The organism is Gallaecimonas sp. GXIMD4217, from assembly GCF_038087665.1.
In the GTDB taxonomy this organism is placed as follows: domain Bacteria; phylum Pseudomonadota; class Gammaproteobacteria; order Enterobacterales; family Gallaecimonadaceae; genus Gallaecimonas.
In genome coordinates, this window is record NZ_CP149925.1 from 1,430,635 (window position 1) to 1,451,979 (window position 21,345).

General features: G+C 60.7%; 20 protein-coding genes and 1 pseudogene. 9 read left to right on the forward strand and 12 right to left on the reverse strand.

Annotation, left to right across the window (positions count from 1 at the left end):
* Positions 1-11: 11 nt before the first annotated feature.
* The 5 genes and pseudogenes from WDB71_RS07095 to WDB71_RS07115 all read right to left on the reverse strand — a co-directional run bounded on the left by WDB71_RS07095 (position 12) and on the right by WDB71_RS07115 (position 2,930).
* Positions 12-374, reverse strand: coding sequence for a gamma-glutamylcyclotransferase family protein (locus tag WDB71_RS07095; protein ID WP_341503945.1), 363 nt, complete (start codon positions 372-374; stop codon positions 12-14).
* A 95-nt stretch (positions 375-469) separates the two neighbouring features.
* Positions 470-1,387 carry an IS5 family transposase gene (locus tag WDB71_RS07100; protein WP_341501461.1) on the reverse strand — a complete coding sequence of 306 codons (918 nt, stop codon included), beginning with the start codon at positions 1,385-1,387 and terminating at the stop codon, positions 470-472.
* A gap of 53 nt (positions 1,388-1,440) precedes the next feature.
* Positions 1,441-1,851, reverse strand: a complete 411-nt coding sequence (locus WDB71_RS07105) for a GNAT family N-acetyltransferase (RefSeq protein ID WP_341503946.1) — start codon at positions 1,849-1,851, stop codon at positions 1,441-1,443.
* Positions 1,852-1,927: 76 nt separating this feature from the next.
* Positions 1,928-2,095: pseudogene (locus WDB71_RS07110) on the reverse strand (transposase); the annotation flags it as partial.
* Positions 2,096-2,174: 79 nt separating this feature from the next.
* Complete coding sequence (locus WDB71_RS07115; RefSeq protein ID WP_341503947.1) at positions 2,175-2,930, reverse strand: nucleotide-binding protein; 756 nt, start codon at positions 2,928-2,930, stop codon at positions 2,175-2,177.
* 142 nt (positions 2,931-3,072) lie between these two features.
* On the opposite strand from WDB71_RS07115, the gene WDB71_RS07120 reads away from it, so the two are divergent.
* Positions 3,073-3,483, forward strand: a complete 411-nt coding sequence (locus WDB71_RS07120) for a hypothetical protein (RefSeq protein WP_341503948.1) — start codon at positions 3,073-3,075, stop codon at positions 3,481-3,483.
* Between the two features lie 224 nt (positions 3,484-3,707).
* Here WDB71_RS07120 and WDB71_RS07125 read toward each other — a convergent pair whose 3' ends face one another.
* Positions 3,708-4,250, reverse strand: coding sequence for an AAA family ATPase (locus tag WDB71_RS07125; protein ID WP_341503949.1), 543 nt, complete (start codon positions 4,248-4,250; stop codon positions 3,708-3,710).
* Positions 4,251-4,372: 122 nt separating this feature from the next.
* On the opposite strand from WDB71_RS07125, the gene WDB71_RS07130 reads away from it, so the two are divergent.
* A complete protein-coding gene (locus WDB71_RS07130) occupies positions 4,373-5,500 on the forward strand; it encodes an IS110 family transposase (protein ID WP_341501454.1) in 1,128 nt (375 codons plus the stop codon).
* A 364-nt stretch (positions 5,501-5,864) separates the two neighbouring features.
* Here the strand turns inward: WDB71_RS07130 and WDB71_RS07135 are convergent, their stop codons facing one another.
* The 3 genes from WDB71_RS07135 to WDB71_RS07145 form a co-directional block, all read right to left on the reverse strand.
* Positions 5,865-6,584 (reverse strand): hypothetical protein, encoded by a 720-nt coding sequence (locus WDB71_RS07135; protein ID WP_341503950.1) that lies wholly within the window; start codon positions 6,582-6,584, stop codon positions 5,865-5,867.
* Between the two features lie 468 nt (positions 6,585-7,052).
* A complete protein-coding gene (locus WDB71_RS07140; RefSeq protein ID WP_341503951.1) occupies positions 7,053-8,240 on the reverse strand; it encodes a pyridoxal phosphate-dependent aminotransferase in 1,188 nt (395 codons plus the stop codon).
* 10 nt (positions 8,241-8,250) lie between these two features.
* Positions 8,251-9,333 carry an NAD(P)/FAD-dependent oxidoreductase gene (locus tag WDB71_RS07145; protein ID WP_341503952.1) on the reverse strand — a complete coding sequence of 361 codons (1,083 nt, stop codon included), beginning with the start codon at positions 9,331-9,333 and terminating at the stop codon, positions 8,251-8,253.
* Positions 9,334-9,515: 182 nt separating this feature from the next.
* On the opposite strand from WDB71_RS07145, the gene WDB71_RS07150 reads away from it, so the two are divergent.
* From WDB71_RS07150 to WDB71_RS07165, 4 genes are all read left to right on the forward strand, one after another.
* Positions 9,516-10,424: a LysR family transcriptional regulator gene (locus tag WDB71_RS07150; RefSeq protein WP_341503953.1), complete on the forward strand. Its 909-nt coding sequence runs from the start codon at positions 9,516-9,518 to the stop codon at positions 10,422-10,424.
* A gap of 76 nt (positions 10,425-10,500) precedes the next feature.
* Positions 10,501-11,493: an amidoligase family protein gene (locus WDB71_RS07155; RefSeq protein WP_341503954.1), complete on the forward strand. Its 993-nt coding sequence runs from the start codon at positions 10,501-10,503 to the stop codon at positions 11,491-11,493.
* On the forward strand, positions 11,490-12,149 hold the full coding sequence (locus tag WDB71_RS07160; RefSeq protein WP_341503955.1) for a gamma-glutamyl-gamma-aminobutyrate hydrolase family protein: 660 nt from the start codon (positions 11,490-11,492) through the stop codon (positions 12,147-12,149). Before WDB71_RS07155 ends, WDB71_RS07160 begins: the two co-directional genes overlap by 4 nt.
* Positions 12,143-12,577 carry a YqaA family protein gene (locus WDB71_RS07165; RefSeq protein WP_341503956.1) on the forward strand — a complete coding sequence of 145 codons (435 nt, stop codon included), beginning with the start codon at positions 12,143-12,145 and terminating at the stop codon, positions 12,575-12,577. The genes WDB71_RS07160 and WDB71_RS07165 overlap by 7 nt, the downstream gene beginning before the upstream one ends.
* A 32-nt stretch (positions 12,578-12,609) precedes the next feature.
* Here WDB71_RS07165 and WDB71_RS07170 read toward each other — a convergent pair whose 3' ends face one another.
* Positions 12,610-13,008: a hypothetical protein gene (locus WDB71_RS07170; protein WP_341503957.1), complete on the reverse strand. Its 399-nt coding sequence runs from the start codon at positions 13,006-13,008 to the stop codon at positions 12,610-12,612.
* Between the two features lie 141 nt (positions 13,009-13,149).
* Positions 13,150-14,991: a M2 family metallopeptidase gene (locus tag WDB71_RS07175; protein ID WP_341503958.1), complete on the reverse strand. Its 1,842-nt coding sequence runs from the start codon at positions 14,989-14,991 to the stop codon at positions 13,150-13,152.
* Positions 14,992-15,282: 291 nt separating this feature from the next.
* Here WDB71_RS07175 and WDB71_RS07180 point away from each other — a divergent pair, with 291 nt between their 5' ends.
* From WDB71_RS07180 to nagZ, 3 genes are all read left to right on the forward strand, one after another.
* Positions 15,283-15,948 carry a TetR/AcrR family transcriptional regulator gene (locus WDB71_RS07180; RefSeq protein ID WP_341503959.1) on the forward strand — a complete coding sequence of 222 codons (666 nt, stop codon included), beginning with the start codon at positions 15,283-15,285 and terminating at the stop codon, positions 15,946-15,948.
* A 37-nt stretch (positions 15,949-15,985) separates the two neighbouring features.
* Positions 15,986-18,307 carry an acyl-CoA dehydrogenase gene (locus WDB71_RS07185; RefSeq protein WP_341503960.1) on the forward strand — a complete coding sequence of 774 codons (2,322 nt, stop codon included), beginning with the start codon at positions 15,986-15,988 and terminating at the stop codon, positions 18,305-18,307.
* Positions 18,308-18,403: 96 nt separating this feature from the next.
* A complete protein-coding gene (gene nagZ / locus WDB71_RS07190) occupies positions 18,404-19,402 on the forward strand; it encodes a beta-N-acetylhexosaminidase (protein ID WP_341503961.1) in 999 nt (332 codons plus the stop codon).
* Positions 19,403-19,605: 203 nt separating this feature from the next.
* Here the strand turns inward: nagZ and WDB71_RS07195 are convergent, their stop codons facing one another.
* A complete protein-coding gene (locus tag WDB71_RS07195) occupies positions 19,606-21,339 on the reverse strand; it encodes a hypothetical protein (protein WP_341503962.1) in 1,734 nt (577 codons plus the stop codon).
* Positions 21,340-21,345: the final 6 nt, after the last annotated feature.

The following is a 21,345-nucleotide window of genomic DNA, read 5'->3' on the forward strand; positions in this document are numbered from 1 at the left end:
CTGAGTCTCCGTCATAAGCGGTCGCACCGGCGCAACGGTGCCTGGGCAGCGGCATAGATCCAGCAGGTACGGCCGGACTGGAGCCTGGCCGGGATCCGTTGGTAGTCGTCGACCTCGTAATCATCGGCGCGGGCAAGCTCTTCGTCGGTCAGCTCGAACACCGTGCCCTCGACAAAGTCCGACGCCTTGCCGGTGAACCTGAGGATCGGATGCACGTCCTTGCCGCTTTCCCGGAGCACCCTTTCATCGGTGATCCTGATCTTGTCGACCACATAATTGGGCAGCCGATCCTTGTCGCCGCTCAGCAGGCGGCCGAAGTTGGCAAGCTGGACGTCTTCCTGTTGCAAAGTCCCGTAGGAAAACAGCAGCGGCATATTGTCAGTACCTTTTCAGGAGAAAGTAGCGGTCGGGATGGCGTTGTTGATCAAATCAGTCTCTGGACGGCCCAACCCCCAAGGCCGCCAGGCCCTTAGCCGACCTGCTGGCGTTCGGGCATACCCAGTCCTATGACTTTGTTCATCACCTTCACCCCGGCCAGGGCTTCGGCAACCTGGCCGTTGTAGTCGCGCAGGCTCAGCTTTGGGCCAATCAGCTGCTTGTAGCGGGACATCGCCGTTTCTGCCAGGGAACGCCGGTGATAGCCACTGCGACTTTTCCATTCATCAAGGCGACCGGCCTTGAGCGCCGCCACCGCTTCGTTTCTGGGATGGCCATCCTCCCAGAACCCTGCTGTCTTGCGCGGTGGAATAACAGCCCTGGCGCCCTTTCTCATTACCAGCCGATGGCACCCCTTGCTGTCGTAGGCACCGTCGGCACTGACTCGTTCGATGCGACGGCGAAGCGGGTTCAGCAGGAACGGCAACACTTCGTTGTCGCCGACCTTATCCAGGCTGACTTCGGCGGCAACGACGGCATGACTGTCGGCATCCACCGCCAGGTGCAGCTTACGCCAGACGCGCCGCTTCTCCTTGCCGTGCTTGCGTGTCTTCCACTCCCCTTCGCCGAACACCTTGAGGCCGGTGGCGTCAATGACCAGGTGGGTCATGTCGCCCTGGCTGCGCCGGCGATAGCGGATAGTCACCGTCTTGGCACGCTTGCTGATACAGCTGTAACTGGGCGAGGACAGCGGCACCTCCATCAGTCGAAACAGGGAGTTGATAAAGCCCTCCAGGGCCCGCAGCGGCAGGTTGAAGAGGCCCTTCAGCATCAGCGCCGTCTCGATGGCGGTATCGCTGTACTCAAAGCCTCGCCCCCGGCCACCGTGGTGCTGCTGGCAGCGCCAATGGCGGATGGCGGCCTCGTCCATCCAGACGGTCAATGACCCCCTGTTGACCAATGCGCGGTTGTACGCTGCCCAGTTGCTGATCTTGTGTCTGGCCTTGCCCATCCGTTGTTTCCCGTGAGTGCGACGCGGATCAGATCACGGCAACACGGAATGGTTCAACGATTTGGGAAACAACGCCGGTCGGGATGCTCGGCGAACCCGGTGATGCTGCCGACGACCTCGAAACCAAGCTTTTGATAGAAGGCCGGCGCCTGGAACGACAGGGTGTCCACCTGCGCCGCCACGCAGCCGCGCTCGATGGCCTCGGCTTCGGCCAGTGCCATCACTTTGCTGCCGAGCCCCGTGCCCCTGCTTGCCTCGTCTACCCAGAGCACGTCGATCAAAAAGTGCATGGAAAAGGTTTTGCCGGACAGGCCGCCGATCAGCTTTCCGGACGCATCGCGAGCCACCACGGAAAGCGGTTTGGGCGCTTCGCTCCCCAGGTGCTCGGCGTTGTGCTCCCGGACACCGGCGACGAGCGCGTCGAAAACCGCGTCGTCCCTTTCGTTGATGACGTCAATTTGCATCACAAGCTTTCCCGTCGTGTATAAAGTGCCCTGGTATCGCCACCTTGTGGCTTGGCTGGAATATTCACGTTGTATGCCCCTCTCGGTATTCCTTGCGCCAACGGGACAACAGGAAGGGGTGAATATCCATCGCCTCGGCAATACTTTGACTGAGCGGCGGGCCTTACTGGCTCCACAATACGGCCTTGACCTTGAATTCAACGCTGTATTGCCGGGTACTTTTTCCTGTCTTGTAAGCGGGCACCGTCAACTTCTTTGGGTGCTAGCGATGCGTGTCCGTTCAAGCTGGTGAGGTCTAAATTACTCTTAAATGCTTTGTTATGCTACCAATGATTTGGCGTCGTATCTTTAAATAGAATTGTTGCAGCCCCTTTTCGAGAAGGAATATACCCCCACTCTTTGGCTGCAACCTCAATATATTTTAGTGCCGACCCTTTTACCAACCCAAGCTCTCTGTCAACATCTGAATATTTGATTGCTGCTGTATTATCACTGCTGTGACGTTGCCCCATCCATGATTGAATAAGAGAGATGCAATCATTTTCATCATCAATGAGATGAGAATCATCTGCCTCTTTAGTGGAAATTTCAGTTTGAGAAACATTATGTTTAGAAGAAGATTTTCCTCCCAGCTTGGCAATTGATTTGTTTATTCGATTGCAAGCTGGCCCTAACGATGCAACTAAGTTGCCATCTTGTCTTTCAGCATCAAATGTTGCGGGAGTAATTCCTAGCAAATCTGTAGGCAAATGAAAATCTTCATGGCCTCGGGGAATAACAACGAAACTACGTTCCCGGCCTAGCCCCCCAACGAATAAGCCAAGTTCAAATACGACGTTGTCACGAACGGTTTTCTTGGGTTCGCCTCGTAACTGCGTTATGTCATCAGGAGAAAAAACAAACAAACCAAAGTCCGAGTCATCGAGGGCGTCCATAAGAGATTCCATTGTATATTTGCTCAACTCAAATACACCTTGAGACCATACAGTAACTTCTACTGAGTGTTCTAAGTTTTCTTGAATAGCATAAGCAACATCCAAGTTTTCGACAGATGAGCCAATAAACAACCTAGGCTTCATATCTTCCCCTTACTAAAATTGTCGGTGGTAGCATAGACATAATGATTCCCTGTGCAAGTGTCGGCCTCCGGTGTTTTATCGTGGATTAGTCAGACCAGAGCCACACTGTTTGTTGTAGGCACAAACATCACAGGAGGCCGACATGTCTAAAGCTAACACACTTTTCATCGGGTTGGATGTACACAAGGAAACCACTGACGCCGCATGGGTTTCAGATCAATTGGGAGAGGCGGTGCAATATCATGGCACCATCCTCACCAACATCCGCTCTTTTGGTAAACTTATTAAGAATCAATTAGCCAAAGCCACCAAACTATGCGTGATCTACGAGGCAGGGCCTTGTGGCTTTTGGCTATATCGCTATCTGCAACGGCGCGGCGTTGAGATCGTAGGTTGGGATGAGAAACGAATCCCAACATCACTACCTAAGCTTTACTTCCCGAAATCCGAACCAGCCTCCAAACCGGTGGCGCCGCTTCACATGAGCAAAAGATCGAGCGAAGCGCCTCGACGTGATCGACCAGCAGAGTTTGACTACGCTTGGCCAGATTGACCATAAAAAAGAATTTCCCTCCGCCAGCCGTAAACGTCGATAGCGCATATCATTTCCGTGTGACGCAATACGTTCAGAGCAGGGGATAGTCCGCCGATAGGATTGAGTTACGAATGATTATGACATCCTTCCTATTACAACCATGTTGGGATTCGTCCCTCATCCCAACCTACGGGCTGGATTTAGACGTTGATTAAGATTCTCATTCATAATGCATAATGCCTTTAGCAGAGGCGCAGCTTTGCTGCGTCCTGCTGGCTAAACTTGTTAGGCATGGCCGCTGCTATAGCGCTTAGTTGTTTGGCGATGTCAGATTTTGAGCCATTATTAATAATGGTATTAACCTGAGAACTTGGTTGTTCAAAGTCTTGATTTAGTGCCTTCGCACTGGATGCGCTAATACCAGCCGTCCTGTCCGAAAGCCTTTTCAGTATTAGTGCCTCACTAGATTGGACATAGACTAACTCTATGTCAGAGATATTTGAGGCTAGGTAATCTCGGTGTCGTCGTTTATAAGCACCTTGTGTTACAACAATGCGCCGGTGAATTTTCTGTAATTTCATTATTTTCTCGGCGATTATTGTGAAATACCGATCTCTCATGTCATTGGTAAACGGCCTGCTTTCGCTTAAGGCGATCTTCATCTCTTCAATCAAGTCCTCATCCGCGTGGTAAACATACCAACCTAGAATCTCCCCGATAAAGTCACCGATATAGGACTTCCCTGTTCCAGATTTACCGAACAAGAATAATACTAAAGAATCCATCGTTTTGTATGCCTAGACATAATGATTCCCTGTACAAGTGTCGGCCTCCGGTGTTTTATCGTGGATTAGTCAGACCAGAGCCACACTGTTTGTTGTAGGCACAAACATCACAGGAGGCCGACATGTCTAAAGCTAACACACTTTTCATCGGGTTGGATGTACACAAGGAAACCACTGACGTCGCATGGGTTTCAGATCAATTGGGAGAGGCGGTGCAATATCATGGCACCATCCTCACCAACATCCGCTCTTTTGATAAACTCATTAAGAATCAATTAGCCAAAGCCACCAAACTATGCGTGATCTACGAGGCAGGACCTTGTGGCTTTTGGCTATATCGCTATCTGCAACGGCGCGGTGTTGAGTGTTGGGTCATTGCTCCGGCACTTATTCCGAAAGCGCCTGGCGACAAAGTGAAAACCGACAAGCGCGACGCCATGACCTTGGCGCGTCTGGCCCGCAGTGGTGATTTACAGCCTATCTACGTCCCGGATGAGCGGGATGAAGCTATTCGCGACCTTATTCGTTGCCGGGAAGACGCCATGCTGGACCTGCGTCAGGCCCGGCAGAGACTCAAATCTTTCCTGCTACGTCACGGTCACCCATGTTCGGGCAGGCAGAACTGGACCGAGGCCTATCGTCGCCATCTGGCCGACATCAGCTTTGCAGAGCCTGCCAGTAAAATCACCTATCAGCATTACATCAATATCGTCACCGAACGGTATGAACGCTTGCAGCGGCTGGAGCTTGAGCTGCAGACCCTGGCCGACTCGTGGCGCTGGTACCCGTTGGTGCAAAGACTGACGGTACTCAGGGGGATCCGCTTCCTCTCGGCCGTCACCTTGGTGGCCGAGCTTGGAGACTTGCGCCGCTTTGCTTCCCCCCGATCCCTGATGAACTTTGTGGGTTTGACGCCCGCTGAGCACTCGAGTGGTCAGCGGGAGTGGCGGGGAGGCATCACCAAGTGCGGCAACAGCCACGCCCGACGAATATTGATTGAAGCCGCCTGGGCTTACCGTTTCCCGCCGAAAGTATCGCGAGAGTTGGAAACACGGCAGCAAGGGCATTCCATCAAGCTGCAGAGTCGCTCCTGGGAGATCCAACAACGATTATGCGGGCGATTCCGTGCACTCAAGGCCCGGGGCAAGGAGTACAACAAAGTGGTCACGGCCGTCGCCCGGGAACTAAGTGGTTACCTCTGGGAGCTGGCACAAGACTTTGACGTGGATTTGCCACGGGTTAGTTGCTAACTCCAGGGGCGCAATAGATACACACTGACGGTTGTGGGTGGCGGCAGCGGTGAGAGCAATCCTCGAGGGCGTTAAGCGGTGACATCCGCGCTCCTAGACTGAGGCAAGGCTCCAGCGGCGCAAACAAGTAATGCGGTTAAAATCCGCGGATATCAGCAAGGTCAACCGCCGACACTTACTTGCCAAAGCCCAGCCGCCAGTGTGACCTTACCGGGCTTATCTAATTCTCGGTAAGGCTATCTTTGTCTATTTGACAAAGGGAATCATATCAACGCCCGCCTCAACTGCCGGAGGCTGCTGGCGCCTTTTGTGCGGTTTTTGCACAAAAGGTGACAGTGGCCGGAGGTCAGATTGCAGGCGCTTGTTAGATTTTTTCTTCAACAATCTCAAAGCCAGTTTGTAGTAGCAATTTATGGGCAGCCAAGAATTGAATTTTTACAATTTCAACCTCTTCGAGAATGTCCTTACCGTATAAATCTACTTTTAACATCATCATTTCACGCAATGTTTCAAAGAGTAGCCAAACATGAAGCTGATAAAGGCTTCTAGAGATTTCATTGTGATATTTAGGTTGAGGCGAAACTCCTTTGACCTCTCCGTTTTCAAACTTATTCACCAGATCTAATAATATATTTATGTTTGAAGGGTGCGATATATCATTAAGTTCACCGTAAATACGTTGTGAACCGGCAGGTGCATGCTTTACATTTGGTGTAACTTTAGGCTTTGCTTTGCCAATCTTAACTTCATTAACTCGAGTTATTATTTCGTAGTCCTGTTTTAAACAAGCAGCCGCTTTAATGTATTGGCCTTCACTTATTAATGATTCTGTGTATGAAATTCCTTGAATCAACGAAATTAACAATATTAATCTATCTGAGTTAGATTCATTAGTTTCTCCAGGCACACATGCTCGGAAATTTAGGAGTAAATTGATACTAGAAATAAGCATCAACCTACAATCTAACCATTCTTGTTCATAACCCAGTTTAGAAGCTTCTCTGATCTCATCTCCTGTTTGAACAATAAGTCCTTCAAGATTACATCCACCGGCTATAAATTTTTCGATCTCTTCGTAATTCACTAAACTTTCCTAAAAAATCTAACGCTGTATTGTGCGCACGCCTGTTATCTATTGGTAAGACCAATTGGATAGTCGCCACAGTGTTTTGATTAAATAAGCATTCTTTGTTGACCACTGGATCCGCCGGGATGAAAACACGCATGCGTGTTTTCATCCTTGCAAGGGCGCGATATCCCGACATTCGACCATGGGTAATGTTCTGATTGCATTGGCTTTTAACAAGGCTGAACGAGATAAACGCGCATCGGCAGGAGGGATAACGCGCATGTTTCAGGGCGTTGCCGGCGATATGCTGTGTGGACATACAGTTGTGGCTGGGCACGCTACCGCCACAGGCATACGGAAAGGCATTCGTCCCTGAACCAGGGGCAAGGATACGGTTTTTACAAGCCTGCAACAAGGCTAACTGCATGACAGCCAAGGGATTTCAGAGCAAGAGAAAAAGGCGCCGAACGGCGCCTTTTTTCGTCAGCGGCCCTGCCGCAGGGCGATGAGGGCTTTTTCCATCCGGTCCAGGCCCTCGCTGAGGATGGCCCTGCTGGTGGCGAAGCAGATGCGGATATGGCCCTCGGCGCCGGGACCGAAGAAGCGGGCGTTGCCGGGCACCACCGCCAGCCTGGCTTCGCGGTGCAGATGGTCCACCAGCGCCTCGGCGGCCATGCCGGTAGCGCGGATATCCGGGAACAGCAGGTAGGTGGCCTCGGGTACGGTGCAGCTGACGCCGGGCATGGCGTTGAGCCTGGCAACGGCCAGATCGCGCTGGGCCCTGAGGTGGTCGGTGAAGGCGTCCACCCAGTACCAACAGTCCCTGAGTGCGGTGGTGGCGGCCACCTGGGACAGGGTGGCGACGCCGCCGGCGGTGGTCATCACGTGGGCGGCGGCGGTGATGGCGTCGAAGCTCTCCTGGCTGGGCGCCATCACGGCACCTATCCTGAGCCCGGCCAGGCCAAAGGCCTTGGAGAAGCCGTAGACGGTGATGACCCTGTCCGAGCTGAGCGGCTGGTGGTGGAAGCTGACGAAGTCCTGTTCCGGGAAGACGATATCGGACCAGATCTCGTCGTTCATGATCCACAGGTCGTGGCGCTCGGCAAAGGCGGCTATCTCGGCCAGTTCATCCTGCCGCATCAGCCGGCCCAGGGGGTTGTGGGGGTTGCAGACGCCAATGAGCCGGGTGCGGTCGCTGACCATGCCATCCAGCCGATCCAGGCGGAAGCGGCCGCTGGCTTCGTCGAAGGGGCAGCGCTTGACGGTGGCGCCGGCGGCCAGGGCGGACTGCTCGAACAGGAAGTCCACCGGATCGAAGATGATCATCTCGTCGCCGGGCCTGAGGTAGGCGCGGGCGATGGCGTACATGCCCGAGGCGGCGCTGTCGATGGGCAGGATCCAGTCCGGGTTGAGGTCGTAGCCGCGGCGCTGGCCCATGGCCTCGGCCAGGGCCAGGCGGAAGTCCTTGAGGCCCAGGTGGGGGCCGTAGGAGAACAGCCCGGACTGGGCGTAGTCACTGATGGCGTCACGGATCTCCCGGGCCACCGGGAAATCGGGGTCGGCGGCGGTCAGCGGGATCACGCCCGGCTCGGTTTCGGCCCAGCGGAAGTTGAAGGCGCGCTTGGCCAGCAGATCCAGGGGCACCTGGTGGTCGGCAAAGAGGTCGGTCATGGGGTGCTCCTTAGAAGGCGAAGGGGATCTTCTGGTCATGGTCGTGCTCGGATAGGAACTCGTCCTGCAGGGCGATGCCCTGTTTCAGGAAGGGGGCCACGGCCTGGCGGCGCATCTGGCAGTAGAAATCCAGGTGTTCCTCGTGGAAGCCTTCGGTCCAGATCTGCGCCAGCAGGGCGGCGTCCTCGATGGCGGAGTTGACGCCCTGGCTGGTGAAGGTGAGCAGGGCGTGGGCGGCGTCGCCCAGCAGCACCACATTGCGGCGGCAGAACTGCTTGAGCGGGTGCAGGTAACAGGTTTGCCAGAGATGGGACTGATCGAAATTGGTTGCCTCTATGAGCTCGCCTATGGGCTGTGGCCAGTCGGCCACCAGTTCCAGGGCAAAGGCCTTCTTGGCGGCGAAGCTGGTGTCGCTGAGGTCGAAGCGGTGGGAGTCGAACTGCAGGAACCAGATCAGGGTGTCCTGGGATGCCGGCACCATGCCCACGGCCAGGCCGCCTTCCAGGCGCTTGGTCTTGACGAAGCGACGGCCGACCCGCGCCACCAGGGCCGGATCGCGGATGATGGAAACCAGCTCCTTGACCCTGACCTCGGAGCGGCTGGCGTCCGGGAAGATCTGCCGGCGTACCTGGGAGCGGCCGCCGTCGCAGCCGAGGAACCAGTCGGCCTCGACCCGGGCGCCGTTGTCGAAATGGGCGGCCAGGGCGCGGCCCTGACCGTCGAAGTCGAAATGGCTGAACCTGTGGTCGAAGTGCAGCCAGTCCCGGGGGATCTGGTTGAGCAGCACGTCCACGAAGGCCTTGCGGGCCAGGCCGTAGCTGTCGGTGAGTTCTTCCCGGCGCAGGGGCTGGCCGTCGCTGGCCTGGATCAGGCAGTCGTCGAGGGCGAAGCCGGTGGCGCGAACGGCGTCGGCCAGGCCCAGCTTGTCCATGGCCGCCAGGCCGTTTTCCAGCATGATGAAGCCCAGGCCTTCGCGGCCGGACAGGGAGGCGCGCTCATAGATGTCGACCCGGCCGCCCAACTGCCGGATGCGCACGGCAAAGGCCAGGCCGGCGATGCCGCCGCCGATGATGGCGATACGAGGTGCTGTCATGGGTGATCTTCCTTTATCGACCGCCCCTGGGGAGGCGGCCCTGGGCCTCTGGCGGCCGGCTGGCCGGACCACGGACCCTTTGTTAATGAGTTGTAAGCCCCCTATGATAGCGACCACTTGGTTGGGAAAAACTGGCCATTAGGGTGAAACAAATGTGCAGATCTGCACAAAGGGAGTAGGGCGTGCAGGACGTCAGCTGGGATGACTTGAAGATTGCCTACCAGGTGGCCAGGCTGGGCTCGCTCAGCAAGGCCGGTGCCCACCTGGGTATCAACCATGCCACCGTGCTCAGGCACATCAACGCCCTGGAGGAAGGGCTGGACTGCAAGCTGTTCATCCGCCACCAGCGGGGCTACCGGCTCACCGAGGCCGGGCAGCTGATGCTGAGCCAGATGCCGCCCATACTGGCGCAGATCGGCCGGCTGACCCATGCGGTGGCCAGTGTCGACAACCAGATCACCGGCACCCTGAGGATCACCACCTTGCCGGAGTATTCGGCCTTCCTGCACCCGGTGCTCAAGGAATGCCGCGAGGCCTACCCGGAACTGCGCATCCAGGTCCTGGCCACCGACGAGGTGCTGTCGCTGAGTTCGGGGGCCGTGCATGTGGCGATCCGGGCCGGCTGGGAGCCGGACGGCGCCGACCTCATCGTGCGCAAGCTGCTGGACATCCGCTTCGGCTACTACGCGGCGCGCACCTATGTGGCGCGCTTCGGGCTGCCGGCCAGCAAGGCCCAGTACCGGCGCCACCACTGGATCCTGCCCAGCGGCCACAAGCGCAACATCCCCTTCGTCAAGGCCATGCTGGCCAACCTCAGCGAAGAGAACATCGCCTACCAGAGCAACAACTTCTCCGATATCCAGTCGGCCATCGTCGCCGGCCTGGGGATAGGCCCCATCGACCGCGACAAGGCCCGGGCCCTGGCGGATCTCACCGAGATCAAGACCGGTCCGGAAAGCCAGGACAGCGCGCTCTGGTTCGCCTACCACCGGGATCTCAAGGGCAGTGCCCGGGTCCAGGCCCTGTACCGGATCCTGACCGGCTACATCGCCCGGCAGCAGGGGCAGCCGCGCGCCCAGGCGTCCGGCTAGGGCCGCAACACCACCGGCTTCGGTTCCATGTGCCTGTCTACACTTGAAAAGGTCATAGGTGAGGACGATCAGGCGGATGCCCCAGCAGCACTATTGCCAGCCCCAGCGGCAAACCAAGAGCGACAACAGCCTGCGGCGGGTGGGCTTTGAACTGGAGTTCGCCGGGGTCGAACTCAAGGCCGCCGCCTGGGTGCTGGCCCGGACGTTGAATGGCCGGGTCTGCCCGCTGTCGGAGGCGGAATACCAGGTCCATTGCGACGATCTCGGCACCTTCAACATCGAGCTGGACTGGACCCTGGCCAAGGATCTGGCCAGGCAGCGCCAGGCCGAGCGGCCGGGCCAGGAGGATCCGGTGATGGAGCTGGTGACCTGGATCTCCAGCCAGCTGGTGCCCATCGAAGTGGTGTGTCCGCCGCTGCCCCTGGACCGGCTGCACCTGCTCGACCCCCTGGTGGCCAGCCTGCGCGAGGCCGGTGCCCAGGGCACCGAGGAGTCCCTGCTGTACGCCTTCGGCGTCCATATCAATCCCGAGCTGCCGGCCCTGGACGCCGATACCATCACCGGCTACCTGCAGGCCTTCATCCTGGCCCAGGACTGGCTCATCAAGCGCCACAGGGTCGATCCGGTCCGGCGCATCACCCCCTATATCGACGCCTTCCCCGAGGACTATGCGCTCAGGGTCAGCCGCTACGAGGGCAACCTGGATCTGGCCCAGCTGATGGACGACTACCTCTGGTTCAACCCCACCCGCAACCGGGCCCTGGATCTGCTGCCGCTGTTCAAGCACCTGGACGGGGACAGGGTGGCGGCGACCCTGGACGACCCCAGGATCAAGGCCAGGCCCACCTTCCATTACCGGCTGCCCAACTGCGAGATAGAAAAGCCGGGCTGGTCGCTGCACCAGGCCTGGAACCTGTGGTGCGTCATCGAACACCTGGCCTGCCACCACGGGCAGCGCCGTCGCCTGCTGGGGCAATGGTGGCAATACCAGGGCAAATGGACGGGACTTTCCGAAAAACCATGGCACAAGGCACTGGACCAACTGCACCAAGACCTGTTGTCGGCGTGACCGGCAACCACAGGCGCTTTTCACCGGCCTGGCTCTGCATCCGGCTGTCGGTGTTCCTGGCCGGGGGCAGGGCGGTGCGGATCAGCATTCGCCACCAGGTGGATCTGAAGCAGGTGGAGGCCCTGGTGATCAGCGGCGGCGACGATATCCATCCCGCCCTCTACGACGAGGCTATCCCCCCCCACGACCGCTACGACGAGGGCAGGGACGAGCTGGAGCTGCACCACATCGAATATGCCCTGGCCAAAGGCCTGCCGCTGCTGGGGATCTGCCGCGGCGCCCAGCTGCTCAACGTGGCCCTGGGCGGCAGCCTCTACGCCAATATCCGCAGGCTGCGCCACCACACCTCCAACAGGCCGACGCCACTGCCGCGCAAGACGGCCCTGCTGGTGCCGGAGTCGCGGCTGCACCGCATCCTGGGCGTCCGGCGGGTGCGCATCAACAGCCTCCATTACCAGGCCATGGATCAGGTGGCCAGGGCCCTGGCCGTGTCGGCCCGGGATTACGACAACTTCGTGCAGGGGGTGGAGCACAAGGGCGGCCTGCCCTGGCTGGGGGTGCAGTGGCACCCGGAATATCTTTTCTACCAGAAGGAGCAGCGCCGGCTGTTTCGCTGGCTGGTGGCCCAGGCCCTGCACAGGCGGCGCCGATGCTGAGCTACCTGCTGCTGTTCGCCTCGGCCTTCCTGGCCGCCACCATATTGCCGTTCTACTCGGAGGTGGTGCTCTACGCCCTGATCCGCCAGGGCGAGCCGGGCTGGGCCCTGGTGGTGGTGGCCTCGGTCGGCAATACCCTGGGGGCTGTGGTGAACTGGGCGCTGGGACGCTACCTGCTGCATTTCCAGGACAGGCGCTGGTTCTATTTCAAGCCGGCCCAGGTCGAAAAGGCCCAGGCCTGGTTCCAGCATTACGGCGTCTGGACCCTGCTGCTGGCCTGGATGCCGCTCGGCGGCGACGCCCTGACCTTTATCGCCGGGGTGATGAAGGTGCGGCTGTCGCTGTTCGTGGTGCTGGTGGGCATCGGCAAGACCGCCCGCTACGTGGCGGTGCTCTGGCTGGCCCAGGCAGGGTTGCTGGGGATATGAAAAAGGCCGCGTGATGCGGCCTCAAAGGGGTATCAGTTCAGGTACCAGGTGCCGTCGATAAGCTTGGCCCTGATCCGGCGGTATTCAAACTCGGCGGGCAGGTTGAAATAGTCGGCGCCGGCAAACTGACCGTTGGTGCTGAAGTAGGCGGGTTTTTGCTGCTTGATGTACTTGAAGGCCGCCAGGGTGTTCTGGCGGGAGCTTGCCATCTTCTTCAGAAAGGCCTGCCATTTACGGGGGAAACTTTTCCTTTCCCGCTGGTAGCGGGGAAAGAACAGGGCCTCCTTGCCTTCAAAGTTGCCTGTTTCCAGGACCTGGATGTATTCATCTATCTTCTTGGGCAGTTGCGCCTTGAGCGCTGCTACGTCGAGCTCCTGGCCGAAAGCCAGGCCGGGCAGTGCCAGCAGCAACACGAGCAGGTATTTGAGCATCTTCATTTCCTTCCTTGAGTCATGACGTCGGGGCCGAAAGCCCGGCTTCCAGCCTGGTTGAGATTGGCAGGTTATCCGCTGGTCGCGGGCAAAACAAGAAAAAGGCCGCATGAAGCGGCCTTTGGCTTTGAACTCATCGGCTTACCAGCCGCACTGGCGGCCCTGGTTCTGCTCGTCCAGCCAGTCCTTGAGCGGGGCGAAGTAGTCCAGGATGGCGGTGGCGTCCATCTGCTTGGAGCCTGTGGTCACCGCCAGGGCCTCGGGCCAGGGCTGGGAGGCACCCATTTCCAGCATCTGAGCCAGGGGCTTGCCGGCGGCCTCGGAGCCGTAGATGGAGCAGCGGTGTACCGGGCCCTGGTCGCCGGCCTTCTCGCACAGCGCCTTGTGGAACTGGAACTGCAGGATGTGGGCCAGGAAGTAGCGGCTGTAGGGGGTGTTGCCCGGCACATGGTACTTGGCGCCCGGATCGAAGGCGTCGGCGGCGCGTTCCACCGGCGCGGTCACGCCCTGGTACTTCTCACGCAGTTCCCACCAGGCCTGGTTGTAGTTTTCCGGGCTCACTTCGCCGGAGAACACCTTCCAGCGCCACTGATCCACCAGCAGGCCGAAGGGCAGGAAGGCCACCTTGTCCAGGGCCTGTTTCATCAGCAGGCCCAAATCCTTGTCGGCGGGCGGCACCTCGTCGATGAGGCCGATCTCCTTGAGGTACTTGGGGGTGACCGACAGGGCGATGGTGTCGCCGATGGCCTCGTGGAAGCCGTCGTTGGCGCTGTCCTGGAACAGCACCGGCTGGTTCTTGTAGGCGCGCTGGTAGAAGTTGTGGCCCAGCTCGTGGTGGATCACCGAGAACTCTTCGCCGGTCTGCTGGATGCACATCTTGATGCGGATGTCGTCCTGGCCGTCCAGATCCCAGGCGGAGGCGTGGCAGACCACGTCGCGGTCACGGGGCTGGGTGAACAGGGAGCGGCTCCAGAAGGTGTCGGGCAGGGGCTCGAAGCCCAGGGAGGTGAAGAAGTTCTCGGCACCCTTGACCATCTTCTTGGGGGTATAGCCGTGGGCCTTGAGCTGCTCGGTCAGATCATAGCCGGGATCGGCGGCACCCGGTGCCACCAGCGGGTAGATGTTGCCCCAGCTCTGGGCCCACATGTTGCCCAGCAGATGGGCGGGGATGGGCTTGTCCTGGGGTACCACCTCCTCGCCGTACTGCTCGCCCAGCTTGGCGCGCACATGGCAGTGCAGGGCGTCGTACAGGGGCTTGACCTGGCCCCAGAGGCGATCCAGCTCGGTGGCGAAGGCGTCCGGCTCCATGTCGTACTTGGCACGCCAGTACTGGCCCAGATCCTGGTAGCCCAGGGCCTTGGCGCCTTCGTTGGCCAGGGCCACCTCGCGCTCGTAGAGGGGCTTCATGGGCTTGGCTACCTCACGCCAGCCGCTCCAGATGGTCTTGAGCAGCTCGGGATCGCGCTGCTCGGCCATCATCAGCTCCATGTCGCGCAGGGTCAGCTCCTTGCCGTCCAGCTCGAACTTGCCCTTGCCGTACATGCCGGACAGATCGGCGGTGATCTTCGCCAGTTCGGCGGTCTTGGCCTCGTCCTGGGGGGCCGGCAGCACCAGGGACAGCTTCAGCTTGTCCAGCTTGCGGCGGGTGACGGGATCCAGCTCCAGGGCGTCGAAGCGGGCGGCTTGTGAGGCCAGGGCGACGATGCGGGCGGTGAGCTTCTCGTTGACGTCGGCGGCCAGGGAGGCGGTGTCCTCGGTGATGAAGTTGGCGTAGATCCACTCGGCGCGGTTGGCTTCCTTGTAGAGCTGGGTCAGCTCCTTTTCGGCGTCGGTCACGAAGGTCTTGGCGTCGGCAACGGTCAGGGCGGCGGGGGCGCCTTGCTGAGCATCGGCCTGGGGTTGTTGTGTCTGCTTGGCGTCGTCCTGGCAACCGGCCATGGCCAGGGCCACGACAACGGCGAGCAGGGATTTTTGATATGCCATCTGAAGTTCCCTTATCTGTTATTGGTTGTGCGGGAACCAGTATATAGGGGGGATCGGCAATAAAAAAACCCAGCAAGCTATGACGGTTGGGCGCTTGCTGGGTCCAGGGAGAGAACCAAACGAACGGAGCCTTCCAGCTCGTTCACCTATTCAGACTCTGGTCTTTCCCCATCGGTTCCCAAAATTTTGAAAAATTTATTTCCTTTATTTGTTAAGGCTTTACTGAATACGCTTGACAAGTCCGATGAGTAAACATAGTTTTGAAACACCTGTTTAATATCACTGTTTGCCATGAACAAACGCCAAGACACCAAGAGCCGCATCCTGGATGTGGCCGAAAGGCTCTTCGCCGAACACGGCTTCAATGACACCTCGCTGCGCCTGATCACCTCGGCGGCCGGGGTGAACCTGGCGTCGGTGAACTACCATTTTGGATCCAAGAAGGCGCTGATCCAGGCGGTGGTGGCCCGTTACATGGACGAGTTCATGCCCAGGACGGCCGCCGTCATGGCCGAGCTGGCCACCAGGGACGAACTGGGCATGCAGGAGGTGTTCTCGGCCTTCGTGGCGCCGCTGCTGGAGCTCAACCGCTTCCGCCACAACGGCACCGCCGTGTTCATGCAGCTGCTGGGCCGGGGCTACACCGAGAAGCAGGGCCACCTGCGCCGCTTCATCACCAGCCAGTATGGCGAGGGCCTGGGCCTGTTCATGGCGGCGGTGCACAAGGCCAAGCCGGGGCTGAGCCAGAAGGAGCTGTTCTGGCGGCTGCACTTCACCCTGGGCACAGTGGTGTTCACCATGGCCTCCAGCCGGGCCCTGACCGAGATCGCCGAGGCGGATTTCGGCGAGCAGAACAGTATCGAAAGTCTCATTGCCCGCCTGGTGCCTTTCCTGGCCGCGGGCATGGATGCACCTTCGCCGACCCTGGCGGAGCTGGACCCGAATTCGGCGGCCTGAGCCGCCCTCAACAAAGCACAACGCACAAGAGGATAGGATGATGACATTCTTGTTATTGGTGCTGGTGGCCCTGGCCGTGATCCTTGGGGTCCCGGGGATCCGCCGACCGCTGTTGACCAAGCCGATCTTCGGCATCTTCAAGCGCATCTTGCCGCCCATGTCCCAGACCGAACGGGAAGCCATGGAAGCCGGTGATGTGTGGTGGGATGGCGAGCTGTTCCGCGGCAAGCCCAACTGGCAGTCGCTGCTGGAGGTGCCGGCGCCCAAGCTCAATGAAGAAGAGCAGGCCTTCCTGGACAACCAGGTCCAGACCCTGCTGAAGATGCTGGACGACCACAAGATCGTCCACGAGACCAAGGATCTGCCGCCCGAGGTGTGGGAATACCTGAAGAAGGAAGGCTTCTTCGCCATGATCATTCCCAAGAGCTATGGCGGCCGCGAGTTCTCCGCCATCGCCAACTCCACCATAGTGTCCACCATCGCCACCCGCTCCCTGTCCTGCGCCGTCAGCGTCATGGTGCCCAACTCCCTGGGACCGGGCGAGCTGCTGATGCATTACGGCACCCAGGAGCAGAAGGATCGCTGGCTGCCGACCCTGGCCAACGGCACCGACGTGCCCTGTTTCGCCCTGACCGGCCCCGAGGCGGGCTCCGACGCCGGCGCCATCCCCGACGAGGGCATCGTCTGCAAGGGCCAGTACCAGGGCGAGGAAGTGCTGGGCATCCGCCTGAACTGGAACAAGCGCTACATCACCCTGGCACCTGTGGCCACCGTGCTGGGCCTGGCCTTCAAGCTCAAGGATCCCGACGGCCTCCTGGGCGACACCCAGGACATCGGCATCACCTGTGCCCTGATCCCCACCGATCACCCGGGCGTGCGGGTCGGCGATCGCCACTTCCCGCTGGGCCTGGCGTTCATGAACGGCCCCACCTTCGGTGATGACGTGTTCATCCCCATCGACTGGATCATCGGCGGCCCCGACTACGCCGGCAAGGGCTGGCGCATGCTGGTGGAATGCCTGTCCGCCGGCCGCGGCATCTCGCTGCCGGCCCTGTCCACCGCCACCGGCCACCTGGCCACCCGCATGACCGGCGCCTACGCCTATGTGCGCCGCCAGTTCGGCCTGTCCATCGGCAAGTTCGAGGGCATCCAGGAGGCCATGGCCGAGATCGGCGCCGACACCTATGTGCTGGAGTCCAGCCGCCGCCTGACCGCCGGTGCCATCGACATGGGCCTGAGCCCGTCGGTGATCACCGCCATCGCCAAGTACCACATGACCGAGCGTTCCCGCTCCATCATGGACCACGCCATGGACATCCATGCCGGCAAGGGCATCCAGCTCGGTCCCCAGAACTACCTGGGTCACGGCTACATGGGCATCCCGGTGGCCATCACCGTGGAAGGGGCCAACATCCTGACCCGCAACCTGATGATCTTCGGCCAGGGCGCCACCCGCTGCCATCCCTATGTGTTCCAGGAGATGGAAGCGGCGGCCAATCCGGACGCCGAGGCCGGCCTCAAGGCCTTCGACGGTCTGCTGGTCAAGCATGTGGCCTTCGGCGCCTCCAACTTCTTCGGCGCCCTGTTCCAGGGCCTGACCGGCGGCCACCTCAACGGCGCCCCGGTGGGCGGCGAAACCGCCCGCTACTACAAGCAGCTGACCCGCATGTCCAAGGCCCTGGCCCTGTGCGCGGACATCTCCATGCTGATGCTGGGCGGCGACCTCAAGCGTCGCGAGCGCATCTCCGCCCGCCTGGGTGACGTGCTGTCCAACCTCTACCTGGCCTCCGCCGTGCTCAAGCGCTACGAAGACGACGGCCGCCAGGTGGTGGATCTGCCCTATGTGCACCACAGCATCCAGACGCTGCTGCATGAGACTGGCGTGGCCTTCGACGGCTTTTTCGCCAACTTCGGTCACCCGGTGCTGGCCGCCGTGCTCAAGCGCACCATCTTCCCCTTCGGCATCAACTACAAGCTGCCCAAGGACGAGCTGGGCGTGAAGATCTGCAAGGCCATGATGGCGCCCGGCGTGGCCCGTGACCGCATGACCTTCCTGTGCCACATCGGCGAGGAAGAGCACGACGCCGTGGGCATCATGGAGCGGGCCTTCCTGGCCATGGTCGAGGCGGCGCCCATCGAGCGCAAGATCGGCAAGGCCCAGCAGGACGGCACCATCGCCAAGCGCATTCCCTTCAAGGAAGCCATAGAGCAGGCCCTGGCCAAGGGCGTGATCAGCGAAGACGAAGCGGTCCAGATCCGCGACGCCGACGCCAAGCGCTACCAGGCCATCCAGGTGGACCACTTCGCCCCGGGCGTGCTGGAAAACCAGGGCATCGCCAAGGCGGACAGCGCCGCCTGATAAAACGCTGACAACCAAGCTTATCGTCAAGTAAAAAGCCGGGCCTTTCGCCCGGCTTTTTTTATAATGGCGGCAAAGCCTTAACGAGAGGGTTCCATGGCCCAGCTGTTGATCGACCTGCGCGGCACCACCCTAGAAGACGACGAGCGCCAGTGGCTGCAAAGCCCGGCGGTGGCCGGCGTCATCCTGTTCACCCGCAACTTTGAAAGCACCGCCCAGCTCAAGGCGCTGATCGCCGATTGCCGGGCGGCGGCGGGCCGGCCCATTGTGATGACCGTGGATCACGAGGGGGGCCGGGTGCAGCGCTTTCGGGGCGACTTTACCCGCATCCCGGCGGCGGGCAGCCTGCTGCGCCTGGCCGGCGGCAACCTGCAGGTGGCCGCCTTCCTGGCCTGGCAGGCCGCCCTGGTGATGGCGGCCGAGCTGCGTGCCCTGGACGTGGATCTCAGCTATGCGCCTGTGCTGGATCTGGGCATCAACCAGGCCGTGATCGGCGACCGGGCCTTCAGCGACCGGCCCGAGCTGGTGGCCAGGTTGTCGGCGGCCTACGCCCGCGGCATGGCGGACGGCGGCATGGCCGCCTGCGGCAAGCATTTCCCCGGCCACGGCCATGTTGTGGAAGATAGCCACCACCAGGTGGCGGTGGACGATCGGCCCCTGGACGCCATCGAGGCCGAGGACATGGCGCCCTTCAGGGCCCTTATCGAGCAGGGGCTGCTGGGCGCCGTCATGCCGGCCCATGTGATCTTCGCGCAGTTGGACGGCCTGCCGGCCTCGGCATCGCCTTACTGGCTGAAGTCGGTGCTGCGCGAGCGGTTGGGCTTTCGTGGCCTGGTGTTCTCGGACGATCTGTCCATGAAGGGGGCCGGGGTGCTGGGCACGCCGGCCGAGCGGGCCCATAAGGCCGCCGAGGCCGGCTGCGATCTGCTGCTGTGCTGTAACGATCCCGAGGTGCTGCCGTCGGTGATCGCGGCGACGGCACAGGGCCAAAGAGTGGACTATGGACCGCTGCTGGGCCGGGCGCCCAGGGTGGGCCAGGAGACCATAGAGCGGGCCCGGCAGGTACTGAGGGCGGTCAGCGGAGCATATTCCTGACCAATCAGCAGCCTAGCTGCTTATGCTTTCGATAAAGAGGCCTTTTTCTTCCTGGCGGGCCCGGAACAGGGCCATGGCCGGGCGGCGCTGGCGCCGAGGCAAGGCCTGGCCGTTAGCCGCCGATGCTTTCGATAAAGAGGCCTTTTTCTTCCTGACGGGCCAGGAACAGGGCCATGACGGGCGGCGCTGGCGCCGAGACACGTCTAGCCGCCAATACTCTCGATAAAGAGGCCTTTTTCTTCCTGGCGGGCCCGGAACAGGGCGTGATCGGCGCTGTTACGCAGGCTGTCGAAGTCGGCGCCGCTCTCGGGCACCAGGGTGATGCCGCCAATGGCCACCTTGAAGGGCCGGGCCAGGGGCGCCAGCTCCTGGTGTAGCTGGGTCGACAGCGCCTCTGTGGCCTGGGGGCTGGGGCCGGCCAGCACCGCCATCACCAGGCGAGGGGACAGCTTCACCAGCAGGCTGTCCATGATGGCGAAACCGCGTTCCACCTCGTGGCTCAGATCCTGGAACTGCTCCTCGGGCAGCTCGCCCTGGCCGGCGAATTCCACCAGCATCACCGACAGGTAACTGCCCTGGCTGCACTGGCGGCCGGCCAGCTCCTTGATGGCGGCCCTGGCCTCGTCGGGCGCCAGCCAGGGACTGTCGTCGCCACTTGGCAGCAGCTCCCGGTGGGAAAACAGGCTCACCGGCCCTTCGATACGCACCAGCAGCGCCGACAGCAGCACGGTGAAGCGGGCGATCTGGGTCAGGTTGGCCTGCTGCCACTGGTGGTTGATGTGGGCGCCGCGCAGGCACAGTACCCCCACCTGGCGTCCTTCCTGGTAGAGGCCGTAGAAGACCAGGCTGCTTTCCTTGGGAAAGTCGGCCAGGAAGCGCCGCTCGGCCTCGGCCTCCGGGGGCAGATCCCTGTGGCTCACCAGCACCGGGCCGGCGTGGCTGATCTTGTCCCTCAGCCAGCGCATCTGCGCCAGCGGCGGCTCGGCGCCGTCCTGTGGCCACTGGGCCAGCAGGCTGTGGCTGCCGTGGCGGCTGTCCAGCAGCTGCATGGCCTCGAGATCCAGGAAACGGCCCAGGCGCTCCAGGGCCTCGGTGAGGTTGTGGATCAGCGCCATGGGCCCGGTGTTGACCAGGGTAATGGACAGTTCGCTGAGCAGCTGGGCCAGATCCCGCTGGTAGCGCAGCTCCTGGGTGCGGGCATTGACCTCCAGGGTCAGGCGCTGGTTCTGCTTCTTGAGCATCACCTCGGAGCGATTCAGGGAGGCCAGCTGGCGCTTGAGGTGATCGCGCATGCGGTTGATGGCCTTGAGCAGTACCGACAGCTCGTCCCGGTAGCGGCCTTCGTCCCGTTCCAGGCGGAGATCGTCGTCCAGCAGGGGCCGGCCTATGTCTTCGGCCAGGCGGGCCAGGTGGCGGGTGATCATCCGGTATACCACCGCCAGGATGAACAGCGACACCATGAAGGTCTTGGCGCCCTGGGCCACCAGCAGGATCAGCAGATCTTCCCACAGCTCCGAATAGATGCGCCTGTAGCTCACCGAAACCTGCAGATCCCCCAGCGCATAGTCCTTGTCGCCCTTGTAGACCAGGGCGTAGCGGAACTGGCGGTCGACGTCCTTGTGGCCGGGCTGGGCACCCTGCCGGTAATGCTGGCCGTCATCCGAGGCCAGGTGCAGGCCGGCCACGTCCGGCAGCTGCATGATGGCCTTGAGCTGCAATTCGGTGAGGCTGGGATCCACGTCCCACAGGGCCTGGATCAGGCCGGGCAGCACGGTGTTCTCCAGGGACGCCATGCGCGCCTCCACCACCCGGTTGGACTGCTGGTACTGGGCATAGAGGGTGATGGAGACGATGGCGGCGGTGACCACGGAAGAGAAGGCCAGCACCACCAGCAACAGCCGGGTGCCCAGGGATTTGCTGCCGAGCCAGTCTCTCATGGATGA

What these genes read in the sequence shown, in the direction of transcription:
- WDB71_RS07195 (WP_341503962.1), bottom strand. Translation starts at nt 21,339, where the DNA reads ATGAGAGACTGGCTCGGCAGCAAATCCCTGGGCACCCGGCTGTTGCTG.
- WDB71_RS07165 (WP_341503956.1), top strand. Translation starts at nt 12,143, where the DNA reads ATGCTGAGCTACCTGCTGCTGTTCGCCTCGGCCTTCCTGGCCGCCACC.
- WDB71_RS07185 (WP_341503960.1), top strand. Translation starts at nt 15,986, where the DNA reads ATGATGACATTCTTGTTATTGGTGCTGGTGGCCCTGGCCGTGATCCTT.
- WDB71_RS07115 (WP_341503947.1), bottom strand. Translation starts at nt 2,930, where the DNA reads ATGAAGCCTAGGTTGTTTATTGGCTCATCTGTCGAAAACTTGGATGTT.
- WDB71_RS07125 (WP_341503949.1), bottom strand. Translation starts at nt 4,250, where the DNA reads ATGGATTCTTTAGTATTATTCTTGTTCGGTAAATCTGGAACAGGGAAG.
- WDB71_RS07120 (WP_341503948.1), top strand. Translation starts at nt 3,073, where the DNA reads ATGTCTAAAGCTAACACACTTTTCATCGGGTTGGATGTACACAAGGAA.
- WDB71_RS07140 (WP_341503951.1), bottom strand. Translation starts at nt 8,240, where the DNA reads ATGACCGACCTCTTTGCCGACCACCAGGTGCCCCTGGATCTGCTGGCC.
- WDB71_RS07155 (WP_341503954.1), top strand. Translation starts at nt 10,501, where the DNA reads ATGCCCCAGCAGCACTATTGCCAGCCCCAGCGGCAAACCAAGAGCGAC.
- WDB71_RS07100 (WP_341501461.1), bottom strand. Translation starts at nt 1,387, where the DNA reads ATGGGCAAGGCCAGACACAAGATCAGCAACTGGGCAGCGTACAACCGC.
- WDB71_RS07175 (WP_341503958.1), bottom strand. Translation starts at nt 14,991, where the DNA reads ATGGCATATCAAAAATCCCTGCTCGCCGTTGTCGTGGCCCTGGCCATG.
- WDB71_RS07105 (WP_341503946.1), bottom strand. Translation starts at nt 1,851, where the DNA reads ATGCAAATTGACGTCATCAACGAAAGGGACGACGCGGTTTTCGACGCG.
- WDB71_RS07180 (WP_341503959.1), top strand. Translation starts at nt 15,283, where the DNA reads ATGAACAAACGCCAAGACACCAAGAGCCGCATCCTGGATGTGGCCGAA.
- nagZ (WP_341503961.1), top strand. Translation starts at nt 18,404, where the DNA reads ATGGCCCAGCTGTTGATCGACCTGCGCGGCACCACCCTAGAAGACGAC.
- WDB71_RS07095 (WP_341503945.1), bottom strand. Translation starts at nt 374, where the DNA reads ATGCCGCTGCTGTTTTCCTACGGGACTTTGCAACAGGAAGACGTCCAG.
- WDB71_RS07145 (WP_341503952.1), bottom strand. Translation starts at nt 9,333, where the DNA reads ATGACAGCACCTCGTATCGCCATCATCGGCGGCGGCATCGCCGGCCTG.
- WDB71_RS07130 (WP_341501454.1), top strand. Translation starts at nt 4,373, where the DNA reads ATGTCTAAAGCTAACACACTTTTCATCGGGTTGGATGTACACAAGGAA.
- WDB71_RS07170 (WP_341503957.1), bottom strand. Translation starts at nt 13,008, where the DNA reads ATGCTCAAATACCTGCTCGTGTTGCTGCTGGCACTGCCCGGCCTGGCT.